The organism is Streptomyces sp. NPDC058401 (assembly GCF_042722885.1).
Classification (GTDB): Bacteria; Actinomycetota; Actinomycetes; order Streptomycetales; family Streptomycetaceae; genus Streptomyces.
Map to the genome: position 1 here is coordinate 1 of NZ_JBHXKA010000034.1, position 24,151 is coordinate 24,151.

General features: G+C 71.3%; 23 protein-coding genes. 13 read left to right on the top strand and 10 right to left on the bottom strand.

Translation table 11 applies throughout. The features are described 5' to 3' along the window. Nucleotides 1–1,608 precede the first annotated feature (1,608 nt). Nucleotides 1,609–2,247 carry a hypothetical protein gene (locus ACFWNV_RS15270; protein ID WP_383946123.1) on the top strand — a complete coding sequence of 213 codons (639 nt, stop codon included), beginning with the start codon at nucleotides 1,609–1,611 and terminating at the stop codon, nucleotides 2,245–2,247. Next, nucleotides 2,244–2,717 carry a MarR family transcriptional regulator gene (locus ACFWNV_RS15275; RefSeq protein ID WP_383946126.1) on the top strand — a complete coding sequence of 158 codons (474 nt, stop codon included), beginning with the start codon at nucleotides 2,244–2,246 and terminating at the stop codon, nucleotides 2,715–2,717. The genes ACFWNV_RS15270 and ACFWNV_RS15275 overlap by 4 nt, the downstream gene beginning before the upstream one ends. A 145-nt stretch (nucleotides 2,718–2,862) precedes the next feature. On the opposite strand, the gene tpg is transcribed toward ACFWNV_RS15275, so the two are convergent. The 5 genes from tpg to ACFWNV_RS15300 form a co-directional block, all read right to left on the bottom strand. After that, entirely contained in the window at nucleotides 2,863–3,417 is a 555-nt protein-coding gene (gene tpg / locus ACFWNV_RS15280; protein WP_383946129.1) for a telomere-protecting terminal protein Tpg, read from the bottom strand. Between the two features lie 9 nt (nucleotides 3,418–3,426). Continuing rightward, complete coding sequence (gene tap, locus ACFWNV_RS15285; protein WP_383946132.1) at nucleotides 3,427–5,817, bottom strand: telomere-associated protein Tap; 2,391 nt, start codon at nucleotides 5,815–5,817, stop codon at nucleotides 3,427–3,429. A gap of 127 nt (nucleotides 5,818–5,944) precedes the next feature. Next, entirely contained in the window at nucleotides 5,945–6,838 is an 894-nt protein-coding gene (locus ACFWNV_RS15290) for a ParB/RepB/Spo0J family partition protein (RefSeq protein WP_383946135.1), read from the bottom strand. Continuing rightward, entirely contained in the window at nucleotides 6,835–8,115 is a 1,281-nt protein-coding gene (locus ACFWNV_RS15295; protein WP_383946138.1) for a ParA family protein, read from the bottom strand. The genes ACFWNV_RS15290 and ACFWNV_RS15295 overlap by 4 nt, the downstream gene beginning before the upstream one ends. 193 nt (nucleotides 8,116–8,308) lie before the next feature. Continuing rightward, a complete protein-coding gene (locus ACFWNV_RS15300) occupies nucleotides 8,309–8,983 on the bottom strand; it encodes a ScbR family autoregulator-binding transcription factor (protein ID WP_383946141.1) in 675 nt (224 codons plus the stop codon). A gap of 445 nt (nucleotides 8,984–9,428) precedes the next feature. Here ACFWNV_RS15300 and ACFWNV_RS15305 point away from each other — a divergent pair, with 445 nt between their 5' ends. The 4 genes from ACFWNV_RS15305 to ACFWNV_RS15320 all read left to right on the top strand — a co-directional run bounded on the left by ACFWNV_RS15305 (nucleotide 9,429) and on the right by ACFWNV_RS15320 (nucleotide 13,173). Beyond that, nucleotides 9,429–10,598 (top strand): epoxide hydrolase family protein, encoded by a 1,170-nt coding sequence (locus tag ACFWNV_RS15305; RefSeq protein ID WP_383946143.1) that lies wholly within the window; start codon nucleotides 9,429–9,431, stop codon nucleotides 10,596–10,598. 90 nt (nucleotides 10,599–10,688) lie between these two features. Next, the gene (locus ACFWNV_RS15310; protein WP_383946146.1) at nucleotides 10,689–11,609 is read left to right on the top strand and encodes an NAD-dependent epimerase/dehydratase family protein; all 921 of its coding nucleotides are present in this window, start codon (nucleotides 10,689–10,691) and stop codon (nucleotides 11,607–11,609) included. Nucleotides 11,610–11,615: 6 nt separating this feature from the next. After that, nucleotides 11,616–12,623, top strand: a complete 1,008-nt coding sequence (gene sigJ, locus ACFWNV_RS15315) for an RNA polymerase sigma factor SigJ (RefSeq protein ID WP_383946148.1) — start codon at nucleotides 11,616–11,618, stop codon at nucleotides 12,621–12,623. A gap of 43 nt (nucleotides 12,624–12,666) precedes the next feature. Next, entirely contained in the window at nucleotides 12,667–13,173 is a 507-nt protein-coding gene (locus tag ACFWNV_RS15320; RefSeq protein ID WP_383946150.1) for a DinB family protein, read from the top strand. Nucleotides 13,174–13,208: 35 nt separating this feature from the next. Here ACFWNV_RS15320 and ACFWNV_RS15325 read toward each other — a convergent pair whose 3' ends face one another. Further along, nucleotides 13,209–13,760, bottom strand: a complete 552-nt coding sequence (locus ACFWNV_RS15325; protein WP_383946153.1) for a flavoprotein — start codon at nucleotides 13,758–13,760, stop codon at nucleotides 13,209–13,211. 178 nt (nucleotides 13,761–13,938) lie between these two features. After that, nucleotides 13,939–14,178 (bottom strand): hypothetical protein, encoded by a 240-nt coding sequence (locus ACFWNV_RS15330; RefSeq protein ID WP_383946156.1) that lies wholly within the window; start codon nucleotides 14,176–14,178, stop codon nucleotides 13,939–13,941. 365 nt (nucleotides 14,179–14,543) lie between these two features. On the opposite strand from ACFWNV_RS15330, the gene ACFWNV_RS15335 reads away from it, so the two are divergent. The 3 genes from ACFWNV_RS15335 (at nucleotide 14,544) to ACFWNV_RS15345 (ending at nucleotide 16,647) form a co-directional block, all read left to right on the top strand. Then, the gene (locus ACFWNV_RS15335; protein ID WP_383946159.1) at nucleotides 14,544–14,747 is read left to right on the top strand and encodes a DUF4287 domain-containing protein; all 204 of its coding nucleotides are present in this window, start codon (nucleotides 14,544–14,546) and stop codon (nucleotides 14,745–14,747) included. 95 nt (nucleotides 14,748–14,842) lie between these two features. Further along, entirely contained in the window at nucleotides 14,843–15,685 is an 843-nt protein-coding gene (locus ACFWNV_RS15340) for an NAD(P)H-binding protein (protein ID WP_383946162.1), read from the top strand. Between the two features lie 35 nt (nucleotides 15,686–15,720). Further along, entirely contained in the window at nucleotides 15,721–16,647 is a 927-nt protein-coding gene (locus tag ACFWNV_RS15345; RefSeq protein ID WP_383946164.1) for an AraC family transcriptional regulator, read from the top strand. Between the two features lie 71 nt (nucleotides 16,648–16,718). Here ACFWNV_RS15345 and ACFWNV_RS15350 read toward each other — a convergent pair whose 3' ends face one another. Together ACFWNV_RS15350 and ACFWNV_RS15355 are read right to left on the bottom strand one after the other, a co-directional pair. Further along, nucleotides 16,719–17,204: a GNAT family N-acetyltransferase gene (locus ACFWNV_RS15350; protein ID WP_383946167.1), complete on the bottom strand. Its 486-nt coding sequence runs from the start codon at nucleotides 17,202–17,204 to the stop codon at nucleotides 16,719–16,721. A 149-nt stretch (nucleotides 17,205–17,353) separates the two neighbouring features. Further along, nucleotides 17,354–17,845: a DUF1772 domain-containing protein gene (locus tag ACFWNV_RS15355; RefSeq protein WP_383946170.1), complete on the bottom strand. Its 492-nt coding sequence runs from the start codon at nucleotides 17,843–17,845 to the stop codon at nucleotides 17,354–17,356. Between the two features lie 327 nt (nucleotides 17,846–18,172). On the opposite strand from ACFWNV_RS15355, the gene gdhA reads away from it, so the two are divergent. Both gdhA and ACFWNV_RS15365 read left to right on the top strand, forming a co-directional pair. After that, nucleotides 18,173–19,537, top strand: coding sequence for an NADP-specific glutamate dehydrogenase (gene gdhA, locus ACFWNV_RS15360; protein WP_383946173.1), 1,365 nt, complete (start codon nucleotides 18,173–18,175; stop codon nucleotides 19,535–19,537). Between the two features lie 338 nt (nucleotides 19,538–19,875). Then, nucleotides 19,876–21,222, top strand: a complete 1,347-nt coding sequence (locus tag ACFWNV_RS15365; RefSeq protein WP_383946282.1) for an AMP-binding protein — start codon at nucleotides 19,876–19,878, stop codon at nucleotides 21,220–21,222. Nucleotides 21,223–21,262: 40 nt separating this feature from the next. Here ACFWNV_RS15365 and ACFWNV_RS15370 read toward each other — a convergent pair whose 3' ends face one another. Then, nucleotides 21,263–21,679 (bottom strand): MarR family transcriptional regulator, encoded by a 417-nt coding sequence (locus ACFWNV_RS15370; protein ID WP_383946285.1) that lies wholly within the window; start codon nucleotides 21,677–21,679, stop codon nucleotides 21,263–21,265. A 186-nt stretch (nucleotides 21,680–21,865) separates the two neighbouring features. On the opposite strand from ACFWNV_RS15370, the gene ACFWNV_RS15375 reads away from it, so the two are divergent. Both ACFWNV_RS15375 and ACFWNV_RS15380 read left to right on the top strand, forming a co-directional pair. After that, on the top strand, nucleotides 21,866–22,672 hold the full coding sequence (locus ACFWNV_RS15375; protein WP_383946176.1) for an alpha/beta fold hydrolase: 807 nt from the start codon (nucleotides 21,866–21,868) through the stop codon (nucleotides 22,670–22,672). Nucleotides 22,673–22,725: 53 nt separating this feature from the next. Then, nucleotides 22,726–23,619, top strand: coding sequence for a DMT family transporter (locus tag ACFWNV_RS15380; protein ID WP_383946179.1), 894 nt, complete (start codon nucleotides 22,726–22,728; stop codon nucleotides 23,617–23,619). Nucleotides 23,620–24,151: the final 532 nt, after the last annotated feature.

Below are 24,151 nucleotides of genomic sequence, written 5' to 3' on the forward strand. Positions count from 1 at the left end.
GGGCCTCCCCTTCGGGGAGGAGCCCCTCCGCTTCGCTCCGGGGCTGGGCGCTTCTGGCGCCCAGGGGTACCGAAGCGCTGCGCGCTTCGGACTGAGGCGCCGCGCTGCGCTTGGCGTGGGCGCTTCGCGGCCAGGGCCTCTCCTTCGGGGAGGGGCCCCTCCGCTTCGCTCCGGGGCTTGGGGCTTCGGCCCAAGGGTGCTGAAGTGCTGCGTGCTTCGGACTGAAGCCGCTTTGCTGCGCTCGGGGTGGGGGCTTGGGGTCCAGGGCCTGGGACCTCGACCCCAAGCGGTGCTGAAGCGTTGCGCGCTTCCGATTGAGAAGGCTCCTCTGTTCTCAGAGATGAGGCTTGGCTCCGGGGCTTGGTGCCTTCGGCCCCAAGGATGGCCAAGCGCTGCGCGCTTGGGATCGAACGGCCTCGCTGCGTTCCGCCGGGGCCCTTCGGGCCGAAGTTCCTGAGCTTCGCTCCGGACTGGCTCGGGTTCCGCTGCGCTCCACCCGAGAGGGCCTGCTACGCAGGCCCCAGAGGCTCTCGCTTGGCGCGGGCTGGGCCTGGGGGTGAGTCGGTGCTGCAGCTCCGCTAGGACAGTGAAGCGCTGCACCCAGTTTCCGTTGTGAGGAACGCCTGTTGGCCGGCGCCGGTCGTAGTTCCGCGGGCTTTGGTTGCCTGGTAAGACGCTGGCTTCACTTTGGAGGTCGAGTCCTTGAGTCCTAGGGAGGGTGGGTTCCGTTTGATGGGGCTCCAGGTTGGTTTTGTTGCGCCTGGGTTGCTGGGTTTGGAATCGGCCAAAGGTGTTCTTTGGGGGTTTGGGCGTGTTCGGCAGGCTGGGACATGGCTTCACAGTGGCGAAGGTCGAGCTTCTGGAGTGCTGACTGAGGTGGGTTAGTTCGAGAGTCGGTGACCTGCGGTTTTGAGCGTGGGATTAACGGCGTTAACAGGGCTGGGCGCCGAGGGTGTTAACGGCGTTAAGGGTTGCTGGGAGACCTTGATTCAAAATGGAGAGTGGATAGAGACGGGAATCAGTCAGATTCTGCGGGCTTGTGGCTGAGGAGTGGGGGGTTCCGGTGGGGGTCGTGCCGGTGAGAACGAGGTTGGTTTTGGGGCCGGAGTGGCGTCTCGCCCGGCGGTTCAGACGGCCTTGAAAGCTTGGGCGGGAGCGTCCACCGGCCTATAGAAGGTACGGAGATGCGTCGTCGCAGGTCAGAGGGGGTGCGGGGGAAAAGATATGTCCCCTCAGGAGGGACATATCTCGGGGGTTGTGTCGCTGCTAGGGGGACACAACGACTGCAAAACGTCAGCAGCGTTGACGTAAAATGCGCTAAAACGTCAGGGGGGCTGACGTATGGGGGGAGATCTGCCGGCTAACTGGTGGTGGGGTGGGTGGGGTTGGCCGGGGAGGGTCGGGAGGGGGGTCCGGGGAGGGTGTGGCTGAGATATGTCACCTGTGAGGGGACACAAGACACGCCGAACGTCAACGAGCGTGACACTTGTGTCACCCTTGTTGACATACTGATCTCCGCAGATCAACGGAGTGGAGAGCAGCCTCGTGTCATCAGAGCCACAGCGCCGCCGGGGCAATCCGGTAGGGACTCCGCGTCCCGATCTGCCGGTGGACGACGCGATCTCCGCGTGGAGTCAGCCCCTGGCTCCGGTCAAGGATCTGGACAGCCTCGCGAAGCGGTACCCGACGCGGAAGCTGACCTTGGACGGCGAGCGCAAGCCACTGGAGTTCTACGGGACCGAGAATCAGCCGAATGCGTTCTCGATGGACAGCCTCGAGTTCTTCCTCGTGATCGCCCAGTACTTCCGCGAAGCGCTGCCTCTGCGGCTGATTCTGCTGCTCATCGCCTGCCAGCGGGCGGGGGGGCGGATTCCACTTACCCAGGAGGAGATGGCTACCATCCTGGATGTCAGCCGGACGAAGACCTCGGAAGCGCTGCACACGGTGATGTCTCATGGGATCGTCTTCAAGGTGCGGCGGGGTGTGTATCAGTTCAACCCGCCCTACAGTTACCGGGTGGCGGAGTTCATCCCGGGTACCGAGATGACGGGTGAGTTCGTGAAGGTGGAGCAGCACGGGACCATCTCGCAGATTCGCAGTGATACGAGCCTGCCGGACTTGGTGCGGTTCCCTTCGCTGGACCACATGAGGCAGGCCATCGCGGAACTGCGGGCCGAACGGGCAAGAGAGCGCGCTGAGCGTCGGGTGAGCCGGACGAAGCGCACGGGAGAAGGGACGGCTCAGTGAGCACCTTGCGATTCGCCGCGGTCAACGCCGACGGGCTGCTCTCCGACCTCGACCTGCCGCCGGCGGCGTACCGGGTACTGCTCAAGCTGCGTTCGCTCAGCGAGCCGGGTGGTCGGATCCTCATCGACCAGGCGACGGTCGGCGGGATGCTGGACCTGAGCCGGCCGAGCGTGAATGCCGCGCTGCGGAGCCTGGAGTTGGCGAAGTTGGTCAGGAAGATCCGGAACGGGGTCTACCAGATCAACCCGATGCTTGCCGGGTACACCTCGTTCGAGGATGCGGTCGCGGCCGTGAACGAGATGGACGCGGAGGAGCGGCTGGACGCGCGGGGCTATGTGGCCAGCTACCACCGGGCGGTGGCGGCGTATCAGGACCAGCTCGCCGAGCAGCGCAAGAAGCGGGCGGCTCAGGCCGACGCGAAGAAGGCGGCCGAATCGAAGCGGCGTAGGGCGCTGCACGCGGTGGGCTGAGGGTGCGGCGTTGAAGGGCTTCTGAGGGGTGCTCAGGGGCTTGTGGGGGCCCCGGAGTACTCCGGGGCCCTTTGTGGTGTCTGGGGGGCTCAGGGGGGCGTGAGGGGTCGGCCTCGTGTGGGAGGCGGGTGCCCTCGAAGTTCCTTCAGAAGTTGAGCTCCACGTAGTCGATGTCGGTGAACTCGACGAGGAGGCCCTGGGCGCGGGCGCCGTTGTCCTTGAAGTAGATCTCCTGGAGCCCTTCGGCGGTGATGGAGCGGAGCTGGGCCTCGCCGGCGCCGGCCTCGTGGGCGGTGAAGAGGCGGGAGGCGTACTCCGGGGGGAGGTGCTGGGTGATCCGGCGCATCCGGCCGTCGTCGGTGGTGCCGGGGGCGGCGCTGAAGCCGAAGCGGGCGCGGGTCTCGATGACCAGGCCGGTCTGCTGTGAGGCCTTGTCGCGGGCGCGCTTGCGGACGAGGGGCTGCCAGCGGCGGCGGACTTCGCGCTCCAGGCGGGCGGAGAGGGCCGGCTTGGGCTGCTTGATCTGGTCCTTCACGTACCGCTCGACGGTGCGCCGGGAGATGGCGAGGAGGTCTGCCACGGCCTTGGTCGATTTGAGCTGTTTGACGAGGTAACGGATCTGGGCGCCCGCCGACTTGGGGATGGGACGGGTGAAGTTCTGCTCGTCGGCGCGGTCGAGGCTGTCGCTGATCTCGGACATGGGTGGCTCTTACTCTCCGTCGGCCGCGGCGTCGTGGCCCTTGATGTGGCGGGCGGGGTTGTGGCGTTCGTCGAGCAGCTGAACGGCCCACAGGAGGGGTTGGGTGCCCTCGTGCTTGACCATGCCGGGGCTGACGCCCAGGCGGAAGCCGCCGGGCACCGGCTTGCCCTCGGGGGTGCGGGGGAGGAAGTCGAGGGGGCTGGGGCCGTCGGAGAGGTAGACCGCGCAGTCGGAGAGGACCGCGATCGGGTAGAGGTCTGCTGCTGTGGCGAGCTTCTGCATCTTGCGGTGCATGTTGACGCGGGCCGTGGAGATGACGGCGGCGCGGATGTCGGGGCGCCAGGTGGGGCGTTCGAGGGCGGGCCAGCTCTCGCCGGGGCGGTAACCGGCGCCCTGCGGACGCTCGCGGAGCTTGCCGATGCCGCCCTTGACGGTGGCCTTGATCGCCGAGAGGACCCCGGTCTGGGGGAGGGGGTGGTCCGGGTCGCCCTTGTACCCCGCCATCGCCTCGAGGAAGGCGGAGTCCGTGAGGGACGAGTGGACGCCGAGTTCGGCCATCGTGGCCATGTACGCGTCGCGCAGGCGGGTGTACCAGGCGTCGAGGTACGGGCCGTGTTCCGGGCGGAGCCAGGCCTCGGTGGGCCGGACGGTGAGGCCGAGCTCCTGGGCGTAGGCGAGGGTCGGAGTGGCGTACCAGGCGGGGCCGGTGGGCGGGAGGCCGTGCGGGGTGAAGGGGCTGGGGAGCCGGGGGTCCATGGCGGTGGCCTGGGCGGAGAGGTCCACCAGCCAGGAGCCGGGGAGCTTCGGGTCGAAGCGGGGGCCGTCGGTGTGGACCGCGGGGCCGGTGCCGACGAGGAGGCGGTTGGCGGCCGCGGCGAAGGCCATGTTCACGTCGATGCCGACGGCGTGGGTGCGGGTGCACTCGGCGTCGGAGAGGAGCTGGGGATCGCGGATCCAGTCGTACGCCTCCTCGTCGAGGACCTGGTCCGGGGTGCGCTGGTGGGAGCGGGGGTAGAGGGCCGCGACGACCGGGTGCTCGTCGGGTGCCTCCGGGGGCGCGGGGTCGACGGGGCGGGTGAGGGAACCCGGGACCGGGGCGGAGACCCAGGTGTTCGTGGACTCGTCGCGGGCGGCGCGGGTGGGCGGGCGCAGCGCGGTCATCAGCTCCAGGCCGGACACGGCCGTGGAGCCGCGGGGGGTGAGGACGCGGGTCGCGTAGGCGGTGAGCAGGTCGGCGAGTTCTGGTGCGGGGAGTTCGGCGGTGTGCTCGCCCCAGGCGCGGGGATCGAGGGCGCCCCAGGGGAGGATCGCGAGCTGGACGCACTGGCGGCCCGTGGTGGGCGTGGCGGGGCGGTAGATGCGGGGCCACGGGCCGAAGCCGCGGCGGGTCAGCTGCCATTTGGATTTGGTGAGCTGCTTGATGACCGGGTGGTCGTCGGGGAGGCGCAGGCCGCGGCGGTCTTCGAGGATCAGGGGGAGTCCGAGTGCCTCGGTGGCGGCGGGGGTGAGGACGAGGAGGGGGTCGCCGTCCTTGCCGTTGCGGTGGAGGCGGGGGGAGCGGAGGTCGGCGTCGGGGGTGAGGGCCCATTCGATGAGGGCGGGGAGGGTGGTGGGGGGTGTGAGGACTGCGCCGTGGGCGGCGTGGGCCTTGCCTGCGCCGTCCAGTACGGCCAGGGGGCCGTTGCCCTCCGGGTGGGGTGGGGGGGTGGGCTTGGCGACACCCGGGCGGCGGGCGGTTCGGGTGGTGGCCGTGGAGGTGGCCGGCTGGGTGTGGGGGGTGGGCGTGACCGTTGCCGCTTCCGGCTGAGCGCGGGGGGTGGGGGGTGCGGCGTCCGGGTGGGTGGGGGTGCCCTGCGGGGCTGTTTCCCTACCCGCCCCTTCCCGAAACTGGGGCTCCGCCCCAGGCCCCGGGTACGGGGTTGCGGTCTCGGGGGCGGTGTCCGCGGCGGGGGTGGCGTTAACGGCGTTAATGGGTGCGGCGCCGATGGGGGTGGGCTTGGCGGCGATCTGCGGTACGGCGGCCTGTGGGGCGGCGGGCAGCGGTGGGGTGGGCAGCGTTGGGGCGGGCTGGGGGGTGTTAACGGCGTTAATAGGGGTGGGGCCGGCGGTGGGGGCGTTAACGGCGTTAATGCCGTGGAGGTCGGCCAGGCCGTTGAGGAGGCGGGCGTAGGCGGCGCGCTTCGGGGGGCGGGGGGCCGTGCGGCCGGTTTCCCAGGAGGTGACCGTTTCGCGGCGGACGGCCAGGGCCTGGGCGATCTGGTCCTGGCTCAGGCCCGCTGCTTCGCGGAGGCGCTTGCGCTCGTCCGGGTGCGGGAGGGCGTCCTGGGCAGCGGCCTCTTCGAGCAGGGCATCGACCGCGGCGAAGAGCGTGGTCTGTTCGTTTTCGTGCGCGTTGGGCATGGGCACCTCCAGGCGCAGCTTATGCGAACCGCACCATGGAACGCACGTGAAACACACGTGGGGGCGGTGGTGGTCCCGGCTGGGCCAACGCCCCCTTCGTGTCGGGCCGGGGGTGGGGCGGGTCTGGTCAGATGCGGGTCAGGAGGAGCTCCGTTACCGCCTTCAGGTCGTCCGGGGTGAGGTGGGCGGTGAGGGCGTCGGCGATCGTGTCCGGGGAATCCGCCGCGATGGTGATGCGGCGGGGGGACGTGGCGGAGGAGGAGTGGGGCTCGGGGGTGGGCTCCGGCGCCGGACGGGTGCGCTGGCGCGGGGGGTTAACGGCGTTAACGGCTTCCTCCGCCGCGGACGCCTGGTCCTCGTGGGGGAGGCGGCCGATGCGGCGGGCCGGTTCCACCTTGAGTTCGCCGGTCTCCACCTTGTCCTGGAGTTCCGGGGTGAGGTTCAGGAGGGTCAGGCGCTGGGAGACCCAGGCCGGGGTCTTGCCGAGGCGCTTGGCGACCTGGGCCTGGGAGCCGTGGACCTCGACGAGTTCCTGCAGGGCGCGGGCCTGGTCCATGGGCGCGACGTCGACGCGGTGGACGTTGGCGATGAGCGCCGACTCCAGGATGTCCGCCGCCGAGGAGGCGAGGGAGTCGTTGACGTGGATGTGCATGGTGCGAAGGCCGGCGCGCTGGGCCGCCGCCAGGCGCCGGTTGCCGTCGATGACCACGTACGGGGCGCGGCCCAGGCCCTCGGCGTTGCCGGGGTGGGCCTCCATGAAGGCCATCCGGGTGGCGACGGCCAGGGGCTGGAGCTGGCCCCGGACCGTGAGGGACGCGGCCAGCTCTTCGAGCTCGGTGAGGTCCTCGCGGAGGTTGAACGGGTTGTGGGCGAGGGCCTCGATCGGCACCTCCGAGGGCGGGACCACGCCGGAGGTGGGGGCGCCGGTGGCTTCGGCGATGGCCGTGCGGCGGGAACTGACGCCGACGGGCTGGGCGCGGGCGAAGGAGCTCGAGACTCCGAGTTTGTCGGCCTTGCTCATGAGATCTCCCTTGCGAGGGCGCGCAGGGCGACCGCCTGCTCGCCCTTGGGTGCGTAGACGAACAGCGGCTGCTTCACGCGGACCGCTTCGCGCTGTTCCTTGAGGTCGGGAACGATGGCCACCACGCGCGGATCCTTTATGTCCATCCAGGCCTGGAGGGAGGAGGTCGCGATGTAGCCGCGCCGGCCGTCGTAGAGGTTGACGACGAGACCGAGGTAGTCGATGTCGAGGCTGAGGTCGTCGCGGAGGTCGTTGATCTGGGAGGTGAGGAGGTCGTAGGCGTCTGCCGAGGAGTCCTCCGCCTGGACCACGATCAGCGCGCCGGAGGCGCCCGGCTGTTCGGCGTCGCGGCGGCGCCCGTAGTAGATGGCGGCGTCCATGCTGAGGCCGAGGCTCGGCGGGCAGTCGATCAGGATGACGTCGTAGTCGGCCTCGACGGGGGCGAGGGCCCGTTCGAGCGCGGCCTCGCGGGCGCGGACCGTGGAGAGGCGGACGTCGAGGAGGAACGCGTCCGTGCAGGCCGGGAGGATGTGCAGGCGGTCGCCGAAGCGCTCGTCCGGGATGGGGACGATCAGGTCGGCGAGGGGGCCCTTGGCCTCGCCCGCCATGTGGCAGGTCAGGCTGTCGCCGCCGATGGGCAGAGGCTGGCGGCCCAGCTGCTTGGTGAGGTGGCCCTGGGGGTCGAAGTCGACGAGCAGGACGCGCATGCCGAGGCCGGGCAGGTCTTCCAGGTCCACCGGCGGGGCGGATGCGGCGGATGCGAGGGCGTCCGGGGCCGTCTCGTCGCCGTCCTCGACGGCCGAGAGACGGGCCAGTTGGCGGGCCACGCGGACCGGGTGCAGGGTGTCGGGGTCTTCCGCGAGGGCCTCGGCGGTGCCGGCGGTGATGGCGGTCTTGCCGACACCGCCCTTCTGGTTGCACACCACGATGCGCCGTACGACCGAGGGGCGCTTCACGGTGGGGGCCGGGTTCATCTCCAGCCAGAGGGAGACGGCTTGGGCCAGTCCCTGGATGAGGGAGACGCCGCGGTCCTTGGAGCCGGTACGGAAGGACTCCCACTGACCGGCGGGCAGCCAGGTGGAGAAGGATTCGGCGCCGGAGGTGTCGACGGGGGAGGGGGAGGAGGCGAGCGCGTTCCAGTGGGCGATGCCCTGGTGGACGGCGTCCTGGATGTCCACGCGCAGCTGGGCGGTGCGGATCTTGAGCTCCTGGCGGAGCCACGGAGGGAGTTTGGAGACGACCTTCTCACGGTCGCTCGGTGACGAGGGTGAAGTCATGCGAGGGACTTTACTAACGTTCAAGGGTGTTCGTGGGCGCCACGCTTGAGTTTTGCTAACGAAGTGGTGAGGATCGGCCGGGAATCGCCCCCCGGGCGGCGGCGGGGTGTTGGGACAGGGCGGCCTCGCACACGCCGTGGTAAGCACCCCCGTGGTTCACCACGGCGTGTGCGAGGCCGCCCTGGACGCGTCGTCAGCCGATCGTGGACGGGGCGGAGTCCGGGGCGGACAGCCCGAGTTCGGACCGGCACTCGGGCGAGCCGGCCGGGTCGAAGCGGGAGATGCGGTCCGCGGGCACGATGCCCGGGAGCAGGAAGTTCCACAGGTCGACGACCCGGGCGTGCAGGTCCTCGCGCTGGGTGCGGACGTGTGAGGTCACCTGGATGCCGGTGAACGCGCCGACGAGCAGGGTCGCCGCGTCGTAGGCGTCGACCGAGGGCAGGACGTCGCCGCGCTCCTGGGCCGGCACGAGGCAGCTGTGGCAGGTGTCGATCCAGGCGTTGTACGGGCTCGGGTCCGGGTCGGTGAAGGAGCCGAACTCGATGACCAGACGGATCCCGGCGCGGATCCGGACGTTGGAGCGGAGCCCGAAGGCCATCCGGTGGGTCAGGTCGATGGCAGTCTGGAGCCCCGGCTCCTCGATGGCGGGCAGGCCCTCGGAGACCTGGAACTGCTCGTCCATCAGGGTCTGGGCGAGGGCTTCCTTGGACGAGAAGTGGAAGTAGAGGGCGCCCTTGGTGACGCCGGCGTGCCCGACCACGTCGGTCAGGCTGGTGCCGTGGAAGCCGGTCCGGTCGAAGGCGATGGCCGCGCCGTCGAGGATGGCCTGCCGGGTGACCTCGGCTCGTTCCTGTCTGGCTCTCGCCATGCGGGTTCTCCCTGGGATCGCGGTGGTTGGGCGGAACCGGGGGAGGTGCTCACCGTGGTTCGGCCGGGATCAATCTAGGCAGATGACTGTGAAGAAAACCAGTCGGCCAGTACTTTTTACGGAAGTGGATCATTAACGGCGTTAACGCCGGCGGGTGGGGCGGGTCCGGGTGGGCGGGTCCAGGCATTAACGGCGTTAACGCTCGGGCGAGGGCGGGGCGGGGGCATTAACGGCGTTAACGCTGAGGGTGGCCGGGGTGGGAGGCATTAACGGCGTTAACGCTGAGGGTGGCCGGGGTCGCGGTGCGTGGGCGCGGGAGGCGTTAACGGCGTTAATGCTGGGAGGGTGTGGGTCTGGTCGGGGTCTGGTCGGGGGCTGGGCATTAACGGCGTTAACGCCGGGGGCTTGGTGGTGGGGGTCGGTCGTGGGTGGAAGGTGCGAGGGCATGGGTGACGTGGAGCAGTGGGCGGTGCCGTTCCGGCTGGACGTGGCGCAGGGCGAGTTGGACGATCTGGGGCGGCGGCTGGAGCTGGCGCGGTGGCCCGACGAGCTGCCGGGGGCGGGGCGGGAGTACGGGATGCCGCTCGGGGAGCTCCGTGAGCTCGCGGGGTACTGGCGTACCGGCTACGACTGGCGGGCCGCCGAGGCGCGGTTGAACGAATGGCCGCAGTACACCACCGTCATCGACGGGGCCCGGGTGCACTTCGCGCACCTGCGCTCGCCCGAGCCGGACGCGACGCCGCTGCTCATGACCCACGGCTGGCCGGGTTCCTTCGTGGAGTTCCAGAAGGTCGCCGGGCCGTTGACGGATCCGCGGGCGCACGGTGGGGATCCGGGGGACGCCTTCCACCTGGTGCTGCCCCACATACCCGGCTTCGCCCTGTCCGGGCCGACCACCGAGCGGGGGTGGGAGTTCAAGCGGGTCGCGCGGGCCTTCGGAACGCTGATGGAGAGGCTCGGGTACGAGGAGTACGGGGTCCAGGGCGGCGACTGGGGCGCCGCCGTCTCGCGGGAGTTGGGGCGGATCCGGCCCGGGAACGTGTGCGGGGTGCACCTGAACCTGCTCCCCGGCGGCGGGGCCACTGCCGAGCCCCGGCCGGAGGAACTGGCCCCGCTGAGCCCGGCCGAGCGGGAGCGCACGCTCGCCTCCTGGGAGCGGTACCGGGTCTGGGCGCGCGAGCGGCAGGGCTACGCCGACATCCAGGCGACCCGGCCGCAGACGCTCGCGTACGGGCTGAACGACTCGCCGGTCGGGCTGCTCGCCTGGATCGGCGAGAAGTTCGCGGAGTGGGCGGACCCGCGCTGCCCCGTGGACCGCGATCAGATGCTGACCAACGTGACGCTGTACTGGCTGACCGGGACCGTGGGCTCCGCCGCCCGCATCTACTACGAGCGCGCCCACGCCGACTACCAGGGCGCGGCGCCCGAGGTGTCGAGCACCCCGACCGCGCTCGCCGACTTCCCGCGGGACAACTTCGTACCGCTGCGGCACATCGCCGCGCGGACGGACCGCATCGTGCGCTGGACCTCGTACGAGAAGGGCGGGCACTTTCCCGCGATGGAGGTTCCGGAGCTGCTGGTGGACGACGTCCGGGCCTTCTTCCGCTCCTTGTGACCCAGGTCGCTTTGGTGTCGTGTCACGTTTCGGGGCTCCCGTCTGTCCCATGGACGACAGCGCAAGGGGCGAGCGGAGAAGGAGACGGACATGAAGGTTCTGCTGGCGGGGGCGAGCGGGGTTCTGGGACAGCGGGCGGTACTGGCCCTGCGTGCGGCCGGGCACGAGGTCGCCGGTCTCGGCCGGGGCGCCGGGATGGACGTCCGGGCCGACCTGCTCGACCGCGAGGGTCTGCTGCGCGCCGTGGACGGACTCGGCTTCGACGTGGTGGTGCACGCGGCCACGGCGCTGTCGGGGAAGGCCATGGCCCGGCACCAGGACATGGCGGGGACGAACGCGCTGCGCACCGAGGGCACCGCCAATCTGCTGGCCGCCGCACGGGAGACCGGGGCGCGGCGGTTCGTCGTGGAGTCGATGATGTTCGGCTACGGGTACGGGGACCACGGCGGGGCCGTGCTCGGCGAGGACGACGGCTTCGGGCCGCAGGGGGCGAACGTCTGGCTGGAGCGGCACGTCGGCGCGATGCGGACCAAGGAGGAACTGGCCTTCACCGCCGACGGGATCGAGGGGGTGAGCCTGCGCTTCGGGCTGTTCTACGGGGCGGGTGTGACGGACGTCCACGTGGTGCCGATGCTGCGCAAGCGCGCCCTGCCCGTGGTGGCGGGCAAGGGGCGGGCGCTGAGCTGGGTCGACGTGGCCGACGCGGCGGACGCCGTGGTCGCCGGCGTGGAGTCGGGGCGGCCCGGGCAGGCCTACAACATCGCCGACGACGAGCCGCTGGGCTGGGACGCGCACATGCGGGCGGTGGCCGCGGCGTTCGGGGCGCCCGCGCCCATGACCGTACCGCTGTGGGTGCTGAAGCCGGCCCCGCTCGCGCACACCATCATGGCCACGGACCTGCGCCTGTCGAACGCCAAGGCGGGGCGTGAGCTGGGCTGGGCTCCGGCGTACCCGAGCAGCGCGGCCGGGGCGGTAGCGCTTGCGGAAGCCGCGGGGGCGACGGCAGCATGATCGTTCGTGACCTCTGCCGCGTACCTCCCGGATGCTCCTTCTGATGCCCTCGGCCCCTTCGCCGCCCATCGCCGGCTGCTGTTCGACGTCGCCTACCGGATGCTCGGCAGCGTCGTCGACGCCGAGGACGTCCTCCAGGACGCGTGGCTGAGCTGGGACCGGGCGGACCGGTCCGCGGTCCTCAACCCGCGGGCCTACCTGGTGCGCACGGTCACCAACCTGTCGTTGAACCGGCTCACCTCGGCCCGTGCCGCCCGGGAGACCTACATCGGGCCGTGGCTGCCCGAGCCGCTGCTGACCGAGACCCTGCCGGCCGGATCCCTGTCGGCCGCGTCCCTGCCGACCGTGCCCGACGGTGCGGAGCAGGTGGAGAGGGCCGAGACGGTGTCGACCGCGATGCTGGTGGTGCTGGAGAGCCTGAGTCCGCTGGAGCGCGCCGTGTTCGTGCTGCGGGAGGTGTTCGGGTACTCGTACGCGGAGGTCGCTGGGGTACTGGACCGCGCGGAGGCGACCGTACGGCAGACCGGGCACCGGGCACGCGCCCACGTACGGGCCCGGCGGCCGAGGTTCGCCACCGAGCCGGGGCAACGGCGAGAGGTGACCCGGCGGTTCCTGGCCGCGTGCGCGGGCGGGGACCTGAACGCGGTGATGGAACTGCTCGCCCCCGGGGTGACGGCCTGGTCGGACGGCGGCGGCAAGGTGACGGCGGCCCGGCGGCCGCTGCACGGGGCCGACCACGTGGCGCGCTGGCTGCTGGGGATGCTGGCCAAGCCCTCGCTGCGGGCGGTGACCCTGGAGTCGGCGCGGGTCAACGGGGAGGAGTCGGTGGTGTTCGTGTACGGGGGCGTCGCGCGGGCGGCGTTGACCTATGACCTGGACGCGGTGGACGGGCGGGTCGTGAACCTGCGGTTGCAGGTGAATCCGGAGAAGGTGGCGGGGCTGGCAGGGCTGGTGGGTCTGGGGGAGCCGGCAGGGCTGGTGGGCCGGTCCGTGGGCGGGGCGTCCGGGATGTGAAATTGCCGCACGCGGGCCGCCGCAGGACTGTGATCATCATCCGATGATCGACGAACAGCGGACCCGGCCCGTACGGGTGGGCGACGAGCGCGCCACCCTCACCAGCATCCTCCAGTGGCAGCGGGACACCCTGATGATGAAGTGCGCCGGGCTCTCGGACGAGCAGCTGCGGCGCCGGGCGGTGGCTCCGTCGGGGCTGAGCTTGCTCGGGCTGGTACGGCATCTCGCGGAGGTCGAGCGCAGCTGGTTCCGTAACGTCGTGGGCGGCGAGGACGTGCGCGGGTACTTCGGGAAGAACGAGGCCGGGGAGTGGAGGGAGTTCCACGTGGACGACACCGATGTCGCCGGCTCGTTCAAAGTCTGGGAGGAGACCTGTGCGCGCTCGCGGGAGATCGTGGCCGCGGCCGAGTCCCTGGACGTGACCGGCTCCTACGAAGACCAGAAGTACTCCCTGCACTACGTACTGGCCCACATGATCGAGGAGTACGCCCGGCACAACGGGCACGCGGACCTGCTGCGCGAGGCGATCGACGGGACCACGGGGGAGTAGCTGACTGCGGGGGAGGGGCGGCGCCCCCGGCCGGACTAGGCGGCGGAGGCCGTGGTGCGGTCCACCTCGTCCAGGGCCGCCGCCCAGGGGAAGTGCGCCGGGGCGTCCGGTCCGGCCGGGCCGGGTACGAATCCGCCCTCGCCGAAGAGGACCTTCGCTCCGGCGCCGCGCAGGACGGCCAGGGACTGGTCGAACTGCGGGTGGGCGGCGAGGGCGGCGTTCGTGCAGGGCATGGTGACGACGGGGGTGCCCTTGCCGATGGCCTCGGCGGCGATCCCGACGACGAACCGGTCGGTCAGGCCGAGGGCCCAGGCGTTCACGGAGTTGAACGTGGCCGGGGCGAAGAGCAGGGCGTCGGCCGTCGGCCAAACGTCAGGCTCCCCGGGCAGCTTGTACTGCCAGCGGACGGGGTGGCCGGTGAGCGCGGCGAGACCGTCGAGGCTGCCGGACAGCCAGTGCGCGGCCGTGGGGGTGAGTCCGAGGCAGACGTCCCAGCCGCGGGACTGGGCGTCCTCGATGACGTGGGCCACGTCGAAGACGGGCGGGGCGGCGGAGCAGAGCAGGTAGAGGGTCTTCGTCGTGGTCATACCGCAATGTGATCATATTGCTTGACCTGTGGTTGACCGAGGGCACGTCAGCCGCCGTGCACGAGGTGCTGACGTGACGAACCCCCGGACCGGGTTCGGGGGTTCGGTCCGGGGGCGAAGGTGCGGGCCGGCCGCGGGTGCGGGTCGGCTGCTGGTACGGGTCAGCCGTTGGTACGGGTCAGCGGTTGGTGAGGGTCTGCTGGGCGCTGCCCGCGGTGAACGCGTCGAAGGCACCGGAGAAGTCGGTCAGGTCGTCGCCGGGCCGGCCGGGCACGAGGGCCGCGAAGTCCTGGTCGTCGGCGCCGACGGTGCTGGTGACGGAGTCGGCGAGCGGCGGCTCGGCCGCCATGGCGGGGGCGGCGACGGCGAGGGCCGCGGTACCGGCGATGAGGGCCGTGGTGACGATGCGCTTGATCATGCCCTGGTGAACGACGTGCTCGCACGGGGGTCACTACGGCCACCCGGTTGCCGGAACCCGGTCCGGAATCCGCGAGGAATGCCGACAGCAGCGTTCTCGGTGATGGCCGCGACCATCACCGAGGGCTCGAAGCGCGGGAACCAGCCGTCCGCGCGCTGCTCCAGGCCGAGGCCCCGTACGAGGTCAGTCGCGGCAGGTCAGGCGGACGCCGGCTCGGGTGACGGTGCGCTCGGTCCGCATCATGCGGAGATCATCCAATATTTGCGCGGTGGGGCCGATGAGTTTTCGCGGGGGCTCCGGTCTACCTCTCGTACGGCGCAGCGTGTGTGCGACAGATGGTGTGCGACAGAGAGAAGAGGACCGTCATGAGCGAGCCGGTGAAGGGCCCCGCCAGCTACTTCCCTTCCATCGAGAAGAAGTACGGCCGTCCGATCGCGGAGTGGCAGGAGCTCATCCGGGCCTCGCCGCTGACCAAGCACATGGAGCTCGTCGGCTGGCTCAAGACCGAGCACGGGCTCGGGCACGGGCATGCCAACGCGCTCGTGAAGCACACGCTCACCGAGCAGTAGCGGTGGGGTGCGGGGGTGGGGCTGTAGACGCAGGCGTATGTGGTTGAGCTTCTCGGCGATGTTCCGTCTCAGGTCGGCGGAGTTGACTGGTTCCCATGACGAACACGACGCAGCAGACGCAGAACGACACCACCCTCCGCACGCTGGTCATCGGCGGCACGGGCAAGACCGGCCGACGCGTGGCCGAGAAGCTCACCGCCCTGGGACGTCCGGTCCGCATCGGGTCGCGCTCCGGTGAGCCGGCCTTCGACTGGAACGAACCCGCGAGCTGGGGCCCGGCCCTGGAGGGCGTGGACCGGGCGTACGTCACGTACTACCCCGACCTCGGCTTCCCCGGCGCCGCCGAGCACGTCGGAGCCTTCGCCCGGGCGGCGGTGGCCGCCGGGGTCCGCCGGCTCGTGCTGCTCTCGGGGCGCGGCGAGGAGGCGGCGCAGCGGAGCGAGGAGGCGCTGAAGGAGTCCGGGGCCGACTGGACGGTGGTGCGCGCCGCCTGGTTCAACCAGAACTTCGACGAGAGCTTCTTCCTGGAGCCGGTGCTCGCCGGCGAGATCGCCCTGCCGACGGCCGACGCCGTCGAGCCGTTCGTCGACACCGAGGACATCGCCGACGTGGTGGTCGCCGCGCTGACCGGGGACCAGCACATCGGCCGTACCTACGAGCTCTCCGGTCCGCGGCTGCTCAGCTTCGCCGAGGTCGCGGCCGAGCTGTCGAAGGCGACCGGGCGCGAGATCGCGTACGTCCCGGTCTCGGACGAGGCCTACCGGGCGGTGCTGCGGGAGAACGGGCTGCCGGAGGAGTTCGCGGAGCTGTTCGCGCTGATCCTGGACGGGCGCAACGCGCACCTGGTGGACGGCGTCGAGGAAGTGCTGGGCCGCAAGCCGCGGGACTTCTCGGACTTCGCGCGGGAAGCGGCCGCCCGCGGGGTCTGGGACGTGTAAGGAACGGGTGGGGAACGGGTGGGGAGAATGGGCCGATGGATACGCTGACGGCTCTGCTCGAAGGCCCCAAGGCCACATCGGCCTTCCTCATCAAGTGCGTGTTCAACCCGCCCTGGTCGGTGCGGATCGAGGACCGGGCCCCGCTGTCGGTGATGACGATGGTGCACGGATCGGCGTGGCTGCTGCCGGACGGCGACGAGCCGGTGCTCGTCGCGCCGGGCGAGGCGGCCCTCGTGCGGGGACCGCTTCCGTACACGCTTGCCGACGCCAGGGATACGCCCCCGCAGATCAGGGTGGGTCCGGACCAGCGGTGCAGCAGGGTGGACGGCGGCGAGGACGTGTCGGACTCCATGGCCCTCGGAGTACGGACCTGGGGCGCGGCGGAAGGCTCGGCGGTCCTGCTGAGCGGTACCTACCAGGACCCGGGCGAGATCGGCAGCCGCCTGCTCACCACGCTGCCGCGGGTGCTGGTCGGGCCGGTCGACCCCACGCTGGTCGGGCTGCTGGGCGTGGAGATCTCCCGAACGGAGCCGGCCCAGGAACTCGTCCTGAACCGGATCCTGGACCTGCTGCTGATCGGCGTCGTACGCGGCTGGCTCGCGGAGCGCGGCGGCGCAGAGAACGACCCCGTGACCGGTCCGGCGCTGAGGCTGCTGCACGAGAACCCCGCCTACGGCTGGACCGTGGAGTCGCTGGCCCGCAAAGTCGGCGTCTCGCGGGCCGCGTTGGCCCGGCGCTTCACCGAGCTGGTCGGCGAGCCGCCGATGTCCTATCTGACGGGCTGGCGGCTGGCACTGGCGGCCGACCTGCTGCGCGACCCGTCCACGACGCTCGCCTCGGCCGCTCACCGGGTCGGCTACAGCTCGGCGTTCGCCCTGTCGACGGCCTTCAAGCGGGTACGGGGCGTCAGCCCGCGGGAGTACCGGGCGGGGGCGGCGGCCGCCGCCCCCGCTGCGGGGTAGGGGATGGGGTTGGGAAGTCCGTGCCCTGGGCGCGGCCGGGGGTCAGGAGAACGGCCAGACCGCACGGGTCATTACAGGTTTGCGAGTTCCAGAACGGCCACGGTTTCGCCGTCGCTCTGTTCGCCCGTCGGGCGGAAGCCGAGGGAGAGGTAGAAGGGTTCGGGGGTGCCGGGGCCCGTGTGCCAGGTGACGTAGGCGTGGGAGGCGCCCCGGCGGCGGAGTTCGTCGGTGAGCGCCGTGACCGCGAAGCGGCCGTAGCCCTTGGACTGGTGGGCGGCCGAGATGTTCAGGCGCCAGAGGCCGGAACGGATGTCCTTCGGGTCCTCGGCCGGGTTCCAGGCGATGTCGAGGAAGGCCATCACGAAGCCGACGATCTCGTCGCCGTCGACGATCGCCCGGGGCCAGGCCGTCTCCCCGTGGACGTAGGCCTCGGCCAGTGACTTCACGACCGGGGAGACGAGGTGCTCCTGGTCGGGGCGGACCGACAGCGCGCAGACGGCGTCGAAGTTGTCGGGGGTGACCGGGGCGAGGCGGAGGGAGGTGGTGCGTGTGCTCATCCGCGCAGCGTACGTGTGCGTTACATGGGAGTTGGAGGGGGCTGTGCGGCGGCGCTGACCGGACCGCCCTGGCGCGGGCGCGCGTGCTGTACGGGCGGGCGACGGGGGCGGCTGCTCCGTCCGGGGCCGGCCGCTGAGAGGTTGGCAGTCTAGGCGGCGGTCGCCAGGAGGGCCCAGGACTGGCAGGCCAGGGCGGCCGTGCACAGTGCGGTGCGCCAGCGGTTGGCGGGTACCCACTTCCTCTCGAACGCCGCGCGGACGGCGGCCGGGTCCGCGATCTGCTCGGCGGGGCCGGCCGCCTCCAGGGCGTTGTTGAGGGGGATGTTCACCCGGCCGGTGACGGCGACGGCGAGCACGTAGAGGACGAGGGCGCCCGCCAGTGCGGGCACCGGTGCGTGCTCGCCGGAGGGCAGGTGCAGGGCCAGTGCGAGGGCGGTGAACAGGAGCGCGCCCAGGAACGCCAGCATGAACCAGCCATTGATGATGGACGTGTTCACGCGCTGCATGACGGAGATGAGGGTCCGGTCGTCGGAGCGCTTCAGTGCCGGCATCACCGAGACGTCGAAGGCGAAGAAGAGGCCCGCCATCAGGCCCGTGGTGAGCGTCGCGGCGACGAGGGCGGCAACCCGTGCGATGTCCATAAGGCCTGTCTATGTCCTACCTCGTGGTTCTGTCCATGGAGGGGCGGGGCCTGTCCGTGGTGGAGAGACGGTCCGTCCGTGGGCGAGCGCGGACTGTGCGCGGTGGAGCACGGTCTGTCCGTGGTGGAGCAGGGGTCGAGTCATCCATGGTGGAGTGGGCGCCGATGGGAGCAGGCCGGAAAGGCTCGTGGCGGTGGTCGGCAGGAGGAGTACCCTCCCGCTGGGGACTGTTTTCGGATAATAATTTCCGCCATGCGGAAATTTTGTCCGGAGCTTCGAGCCGCATCTCGAGGCCGGTCCCCGCATCGAGACCTGGAGGAACAGACCGTGACGGACCCCAAGGACCCGCAGGGCCGGCTGGACGCGCTGCGTGCCGACATCGAGCGCCGGAACCCCGCCCAGCCCGAGTTCCACCAGGCCGTACGGGAGGTCCTGGACACCCTGGCCCCCGTCTTCGCGGCACGCCCCGAGTACGCGGAGCCGGGTGTGGCCCTGCTGGAGCGGCTCACCGAGCCGGAGCGGCAGATCATCTTCCGGGTGCCGTGGCAGGACGACCGTGGTCGCGTCCACGTCAACCGTGGCTACCGCGTCGAATTCAACAGCGCGCTGGGCCCGTACAAGGGCGGCCTGCGCTTCCACCCGTCCGTGGACATCGGCGTGGTGAAGTTCCTCGGCTTCGAGCAGATCTTCAAGAACGCGCTGACCGGGCTCGGCATCGGCGGCGGCAAGGGCGGCAGCGACTTCGACCCGCACGGGCGGTCCGAGGCCGAGGTCATGCGCTTCTGTCAGTCCTTCATGACCGAGCTCTACCGTCACATCGGCGAGCACACGGACGTCCCCGCGGGCGACATCGGCGTCGGCGGCCGCGAGATCGGGTACCTCTTCGGCCAGTACCGGCGCATCACCAACCGCTGGGAGGCCGGCGTCCTGACCGGCAAGGGCCAGGGCTGGGGCGGCTCGCTGATCCGTCCGGAGGCCACGGGCTACGGCAGCGTGCTGTTCGCCGCCGAGATGCTGGCGGTCAAGGGCCTGTCGCTGGACGGGCTGACGGCGGTCGTGTCCGGCTCGGGCAACGTGGCGCTGTACACGATCGAGAAGCTGCAGCAGCTCGGTGCGAACCCGCTGACGGCGTCCGACTCCCAGGGCTACGTGGTGGACGAGAAGGGCATCGACCTCGCACTGCTGAAGCAGATCAAGGAGGTCGAGCGCGGGCGCGTGAGCGAGTACGCGCAGCGTCGCGGGCCGTCGGCGCGGTTCGTGCCGGGCGGGCGCGTCTGGGACGTGGCGGCGGAGGTGGCCTTCCCGTCGGCCACGCAGAACGAGCTGACCGCCGATGACGCGCGGACCCTGATCGCGAACGGGGTCAGGGCGGTCTCCGAGGGCGCGAACATGCCGACCACGCCGGAGGCGGTGCACCTGCTGCAGGCGGCCGGGGTGTCCTTCGGGCCGGGCAAGGCGGCGAACGCGGGCGGTGTCGCGGTCAGCGCGCTGGAGATGGCGCAGAACGCGGGACGCGTGGCGTGGAGCGCGGAGCGGGTCGAGGCGGAGCTGGCGGGGATCATGCGGGACATCCACGCGGTGTCGTACGCGACCGCCGAGCGGTACGGCTCCGCCGGGGACTACGTGACCGGGGCGAACATCGCGGGGTTCGAGCGGGTGGCGGACGCGATGCTGGCGCAGGGCGTGATCTGACGCGTTGATGCGATGAGGGGTGGGGTGGGTGCGGGGTACGGGGTGCCGGTTGTGGGCGGCGCTGCGTGAGGTGGTCCCCGACCCGCCCTTCCTCCGTTCCCCGGGGCTCCGCCCCGGACCCCGCGCCTCAAACGCCGGCGGGGCTGGGGGTGGGCTTCGCCCCGGACCCCGCGCCTCAAACGCCGGCGGGGCTGGGGGTGGGCTCCGCCCGGACCCCCGCCTCGAGCGTTGGCGGGGCTGGGGGTGGGCTCCGCCCGGACCCCCGCCTCAAACGCCGGCGGGGCTGGGGCGGTCGTAGGGTGGGGCGGTTGGATGTGATCGACTCCGTAGGGGGATCTGTGCTGACCGCGCTCACCGGGGTGTATGGCGACCGGCCCGATGCCCTGCGGGTGGCCGGGCGGGACGCCTCCTACGAGGACCTGCTCGGCGCTGCCCGGGCCGTGGCCGCCGATGTCGCCGGGGCGCCCGCCTTCGCGGTGACCGCGACGGCCTCGCTGGAGACCGTCGCCGCCGTCGTCGGCGGGCTGCTCGCCGGGGTGCCCTTCGTACCGCTGCCGCCCGACGCGGGGCCCGCCGAGCGGGAGCACATCCTGCGGGACTCCGGCGCGGTGCTCGTCGACGTGGACTTCGCACGGCGTGGCGACGAGGGAGGCGAGCCCGGGGTCGCGGGCGGGTCCGGGCGGCCGGCGCTGATTCTGTACACCTCCGGGACCACCGGGCCGCCCAAGGGGGTCGTTCTCACCGCCGAGGCCGTGGCCGCCGACCTCGACGCCCTCGCCGAGGCCTGGCAGTGGAGCGCCGACGACACCCTCGTGCACGGGCTGCCGCTGTTCCACGTGCACGGCCTCGTCCTCGGAGTGCTCGGAGCGCTGCGTACCGGCAGCCGTCTCGTGCACACGGGGCGGCCCACCCCCGAGGCCTACGCGGAGGCCGGGGGCAGCCTGTACTTCGGGGTGCCGACCGTGTGGTCCCGTATCGCGGGGGCGCCGGCGGCGGCCGCCGCGCTGGGCGGGGCCCGGTTGCTCGTCTCCGGCAGCGCCGCGCTGCCCGCGCCGGTCTTCCGGGACCTGGAGCGGCTGACCGGGCTGCGGCCCGTGGAGCGGTACGGGATGACCGAGACGCTGATCACCGTGAGCGGGCGCGCGGGCGGGGAGGTGCGGCCCGGAACGGTCGGCACTCCGCTCCGGGGCATCCGTACGCGGATCGCGGCGGAGGCGGGCGCGGAGATCGGCGAGCTCCAGCTCACCGGGCCGACGCTGTTCTCCGGGTACCTGGGCCGGCCCGAGGCCACGGCCGCGGCCTACACCGAGGACGGGTGGTTCCGTACGGGTGACATCGCGGCCGTCGACGAGGCCGACGGGGTCCACCGGATCGTCGGCCGGGCCTCCATCGACATGATCAAGTCGGGCGGCTACCGGATCGGCGCCGGCGAGATCGAGAACGCGCTGCTGGACCACCCCAAGGTGAGCGAGGCGGCGGTGGTGGGGCTGCCGGACGCGGATCTCGGGCAGCGGATCGTGGCCTTCGTGGTGGCCGAGGGCGTGACGGGGCCGGAACTGACGGACTTCGTCGCCGCGCACCTGTCGGTGCACAAGCGGCCGCGGGAGGTGCGGTTCGTGGCGGCGATCCCGCGCAATGCGATGGGCAAACCGCAGAAGAAGCTGCTGTTGCTGGGCGACGCCTGACGGCGAGGGCCCTCTTCGGGGACTGCGGTCAGGCGTGCGGTCAGGCGGTGTCGCGGGGCACCAGGTGACGGGCCAGGACTTCCAGGGCCCGGGTCAGCTCCGGCAGCCGTTCCGCCCCGGTCTCGCCGAGGGCACGGGCGAGGGCGTCCTCGACCTTGGACGCCCCGGCGGCGCGTACGGCGGCCACGCGCGCGGAGGTTCCGGGGGCCTGGCGGACGAGCGTGCGGCGGCGGTCGGCCGGGTCGGGCGCGGTCTGCACGGAGCCGGCCTCGCGCAGGCGGGCGACGGCGCCGGAGACCTGGCTCTGCGGGAGGCCCGTGCGCTGGGCGGTCTCGCCGACCGTGGTGTCGGGGTGCGCGGCGATGTCGCCGGCCACGATCACGACGGAGCGGGTGCCGCCGGCGTACTGGTCCGGGCCGCCGGGGGGCTCGGGCAGGGCCTCCTCGCCGAGCTTCATCAAGGCGCGGCCCAGCAGGAAGAGTTCGATTCCGTCCACGGGAGCACGGTACATCGGAACCCGCCGAACCATCGAAGAAGATGCATCTTTTTCGATCCATCTCTCTTGATGTATCTGATTCGATGGGTTAGGGTGATTGCAGAGAGTGACGGACTGGGGGTCCGGAGCCGCGAGCAAGGAGTTGCCATGAGTGCTGTACTCCACCATCAACTGCAGGGCTCCGGCCCGATGCTGCTCATCGCGCAGAGCGGGGAGGGGGACGCCGACCGCACCGTGGATCTCGTCCCGCACCTCACCGATGACTTCACCGTACTGACCTACGACCGCCGCGGACTCTCGCGCAGCCGGCCGGAGGAGCCCGGGCTGAGCGCGTCGCTCGCCGAGCACGCCGAAGACGTGCACCGGCTGCTGGCGGCCGTCACCGACGAGCCGGTGATGATGCTCGGTTGCAGCATGGGGGCCGTCATCGGCCTGCACCTGGCCGTTCGGCACCCGGAGCAGGTGAGCACCCTCATCGCGCACGAGCCGGTGGCCCCGAGGCTGCTGCCCGAGGGGGAGCGGGCCCGACACGAAGCGGAGCTCGGGGAACTGCAGGGGATCTACCGCACGGGCGGGCTCGAAGCCGTCTTTCCGGAGATGGCGCGGGTCCTCGGGATAGACCTCGCGCGGCGCGATGCGGAGCCGGGCCTGACCCCGCAGCCCCTGGACGAGCGGCGGCGTGCCAACTTCGGCTACTTCATCGAGCACGACTTCACCGCGGTCGTGGAGGACACCCTCGACGTGGACGCCCTGACCCGGACCCCGACGCGCATCATCCCCGCGCTGGGCGCCGCCACCCCGTCCACCGTCTTCGACCATCGGTGCGCGACGGAACTGGCGGCCCTCCTGTGCACGGAGATACAGGTCTTCCCGGGCGGCCACAACGGCAACACCACGCACCCCCGGGGCTATGCGGAGCGGCTGCGGAAGCTGCTGGCTCCGGCCGGCGCGTAGGCGCTCGGAAAAAGAGCAACGGGCCTTTCGGGTGGGGCAGGTAGCTTGCTCGCATGGACAAGACGTCTGATCAGGTCAGGGTCGATCGCCGGGCTCTGATAGCCGCTGGAGTGACCGTCGTGCTGTGGGCCTCCGCGTTCGTTTCCATCCGCTCGGCGGCCGCACACTTCGGGCCCGGAGCGCTCGCGTTCGGACGCTTGCTGACCGCTTCGCTGGTGCTCGGGCTGGTACTGGTCGTCAAGCGGGTGCCGCCGCCGCCGAGGCAGGCGTGGCCCGGGATCCTGATCTCAGGGGTGCTCTGGTTCGGGCTCTACATGGTGACGCTCAACTGGGGCGAGCAGCTCGTGGACGCCGGCACCGCGGCCATGATCGTCAACATCGGCCCGATCGTGATCGCGCTGCTCAGCGGCTGGCTGCTCAAGGAGGGCTTCCCGCCGTTGCTGCTGGCGGGCATGGCGGTCTCCTTCGCCGGAGCGGTGCTGGTCGGACTGTCCACCTCGAACGGTGGGTCCGCCTCGCTGGGAGGGGTCCTGCTCTGCCTGGTCGCCGCGCTCACGTATGGGGCCGGGGTGGTCGCGCAGAAGCCGGCACTGGCCCATGCGAGTCCGCTCCAGGTGACCACGTACGGCTGCTTCGTGGGTACGGCCGTCACCCTGCCCTTCGTCGGGCAGCTCGTCGACCAGCTCCCCGGGGCGCCGCTCGCCGCCGTCCTCAACATGCTCTACCTGGGACTCTTCCCGACCGCGCTCGCCTTCACCACCTGGACGTACGCGCTGTCGCGGACCACCGCGGGGAAGATGGGCGCGACCACCTACGCGGTGCCCGCCGTTGTGGTGCTCATCGCCTGGATCGCCCTCGACGAGGTTCCGGCCGCGCTGACCCTGCTCGGTGGTGCGGTCTGCCTGGCCGGGGTCGCGGTCTCCCGGAAGCGCCGGAGTCCGGCCTAGAAGGCCGGGGCGCCTCCCGGTGCCAGTCCGCATCCACGTAGCCGAGGGTGCGGTTCATGGAGATGGCCGAGGTGTTCGCGGGGTGGTGCATCGTGCGGATGACGGGGGCTGCGTGGTCGGCGGCGAAGGCGATGCCGAGGGTCTTCACGGCCAGGGAGATGCCCCGGCCCCGGTCGGGGGCCCGGACGCCGGTCATCTCGTTGAACGCGAAGCCGTACGAGAGAGGGAGGGAGGTTGCCGCCATGCCGGTCCATGCGCCGTTCTGGTCCCGGGCGACGATGATGCCGGCCGGGTCGTAGAAGGGGGAAGCGAAGCGCAGGCGTGCGTACGCCTCGTAGGAGTAGGTAGAAGGCGCCCCGTTCGGGGATGTCGGCCGAGCACTCCTTGTTCAGGTCGTACAGGCTGCGGCGCGCGTGCTCTGCGTCGCCGAGTCGGGCGAGGGTCGTGAAGCTGAAGCCCGCCGTCCGGCACCGGTCGACGTACGGGGTGAACCGTGCGGAGCCGAAGGTACGGACCGTGAGTTCGAGGCGGA

Excerpts from the sequence above, each read along its gene's own strand:
- ACFWNV_RS15370 (WP_383946285.1), bottom strand. The coding sequence starts at position 21,679 with ATGAAGCTCGGCGAGGAGGCCCTGCCCGAGCCCCCCGGCGGCCCGGAC.
- ACFWNV_RS15300 (WP_383946141.1), bottom strand. The coding sequence starts at position 8,983 with ATGGCGAGAGCCAGACAGGAACGAGCCGAGGTCACCCGGCAGGCCATC.
- ACFWNV_RS15375 (WP_383946176.1), top strand. The coding sequence starts at position 21,866 with ATGAGTGCTGTACTCCACCATCAACTGCAGGGCTCCGGCCCGATGCTG.
- ACFWNV_RS15380 (WP_383946179.1), top strand. The coding sequence starts at position 22,726 with ATGGACAAGACGTCTGATCAGGTCAGGGTCGATCGCCGGGCTCTGATA.
- tpg (WP_383946129.1), bottom strand. The coding sequence starts at position 3,417 with ATGTCCGAGATCAGCGACAGCCTCGACCGCGCCGACGAGCAGAACTTC.
- ACFWNV_RS15320 (WP_383946150.1), top strand. The coding sequence starts at position 12,667 with ATGATCGACGAACAGCGGACCCGGCCCGTACGGGTGGGCGACGAGCGC.
- ACFWNV_RS15325 (WP_383946153.1), bottom strand. The coding sequence starts at position 13,760 with ATGACCACGACGAAGACCCTCTACCTGCTCTGCTCCGCCGCCCCGCCC.
- ACFWNV_RS15340 (WP_383946162.1), top strand. The coding sequence starts at position 14,843 with ATGACGAACACGACGCAGCAGACGCAGAACGACACCACCCTCCGCACG.
- ACFWNV_RS15350 (WP_383946167.1), bottom strand. The coding sequence starts at position 17,204 with ATGAGCACACGCACCACCTCCCTCCGCCTCGCCCCGGTCACCCCCGAC.
- ACFWNV_RS15295 (WP_383946138.1), bottom strand. The coding sequence starts at position 8,115 with ATGACTTCACCCTCGTCACCGAGCGACCGTGAGAAGGTCGTCTCCAAA.
- ACFWNV_RS15345 (WP_383946164.1), top strand. The coding sequence starts at position 15,721 with ATGGATACGCTGACGGCTCTGCTCGAAGGCCCCAAGGCCACATCGGCC.
- ACFWNV_RS15305 (WP_383946143.1), top strand. The coding sequence starts at position 9,429 with ATGGGTGACGTGGAGCAGTGGGCGGTGCCGTTCCGGCTGGACGTGGCG.
- ACFWNV_RS15335 (WP_383946159.1), top strand. The coding sequence starts at position 14,544 with ATGAGCGAGCCGGTGAAGGGCCCCGCCAGCTACTTCCCTTCCATCGAG.
- tap (WP_383946132.1), bottom strand. The coding sequence starts at position 5,817 with ATGCCCAACGCGCACGAAAACGAACAGACCACGCTCTTCGCCGCGGTC.
- ACFWNV_RS15290 (WP_383946135.1), bottom strand. The coding sequence starts at position 6,838 with ATGAGCAAGGCCGACAAACTCGGAGTCTCGAGCTCCTTCGCCCGCGCC.
- ACFWNV_RS15355 (WP_383946170.1), bottom strand. The coding sequence starts at position 17,845 with ATGGACATCGCACGGGTTGCCGCCCTCGTCGCCGCGACGCTCACCACG.
- ACFWNV_RS15310 (WP_383946146.1), top strand. The coding sequence starts at position 10,689 with ATGAAGGTTCTGCTGGCGGGGGCGAGCGGGGTTCTGGGACAGCGGGCG.
- ACFWNV_RS15330 (WP_383946156.1), bottom strand. The coding sequence starts at position 14,178 with ATGATCAAGCGCATCGTCACCACGGCCCTCATCGCCGGTACCGCGGCC.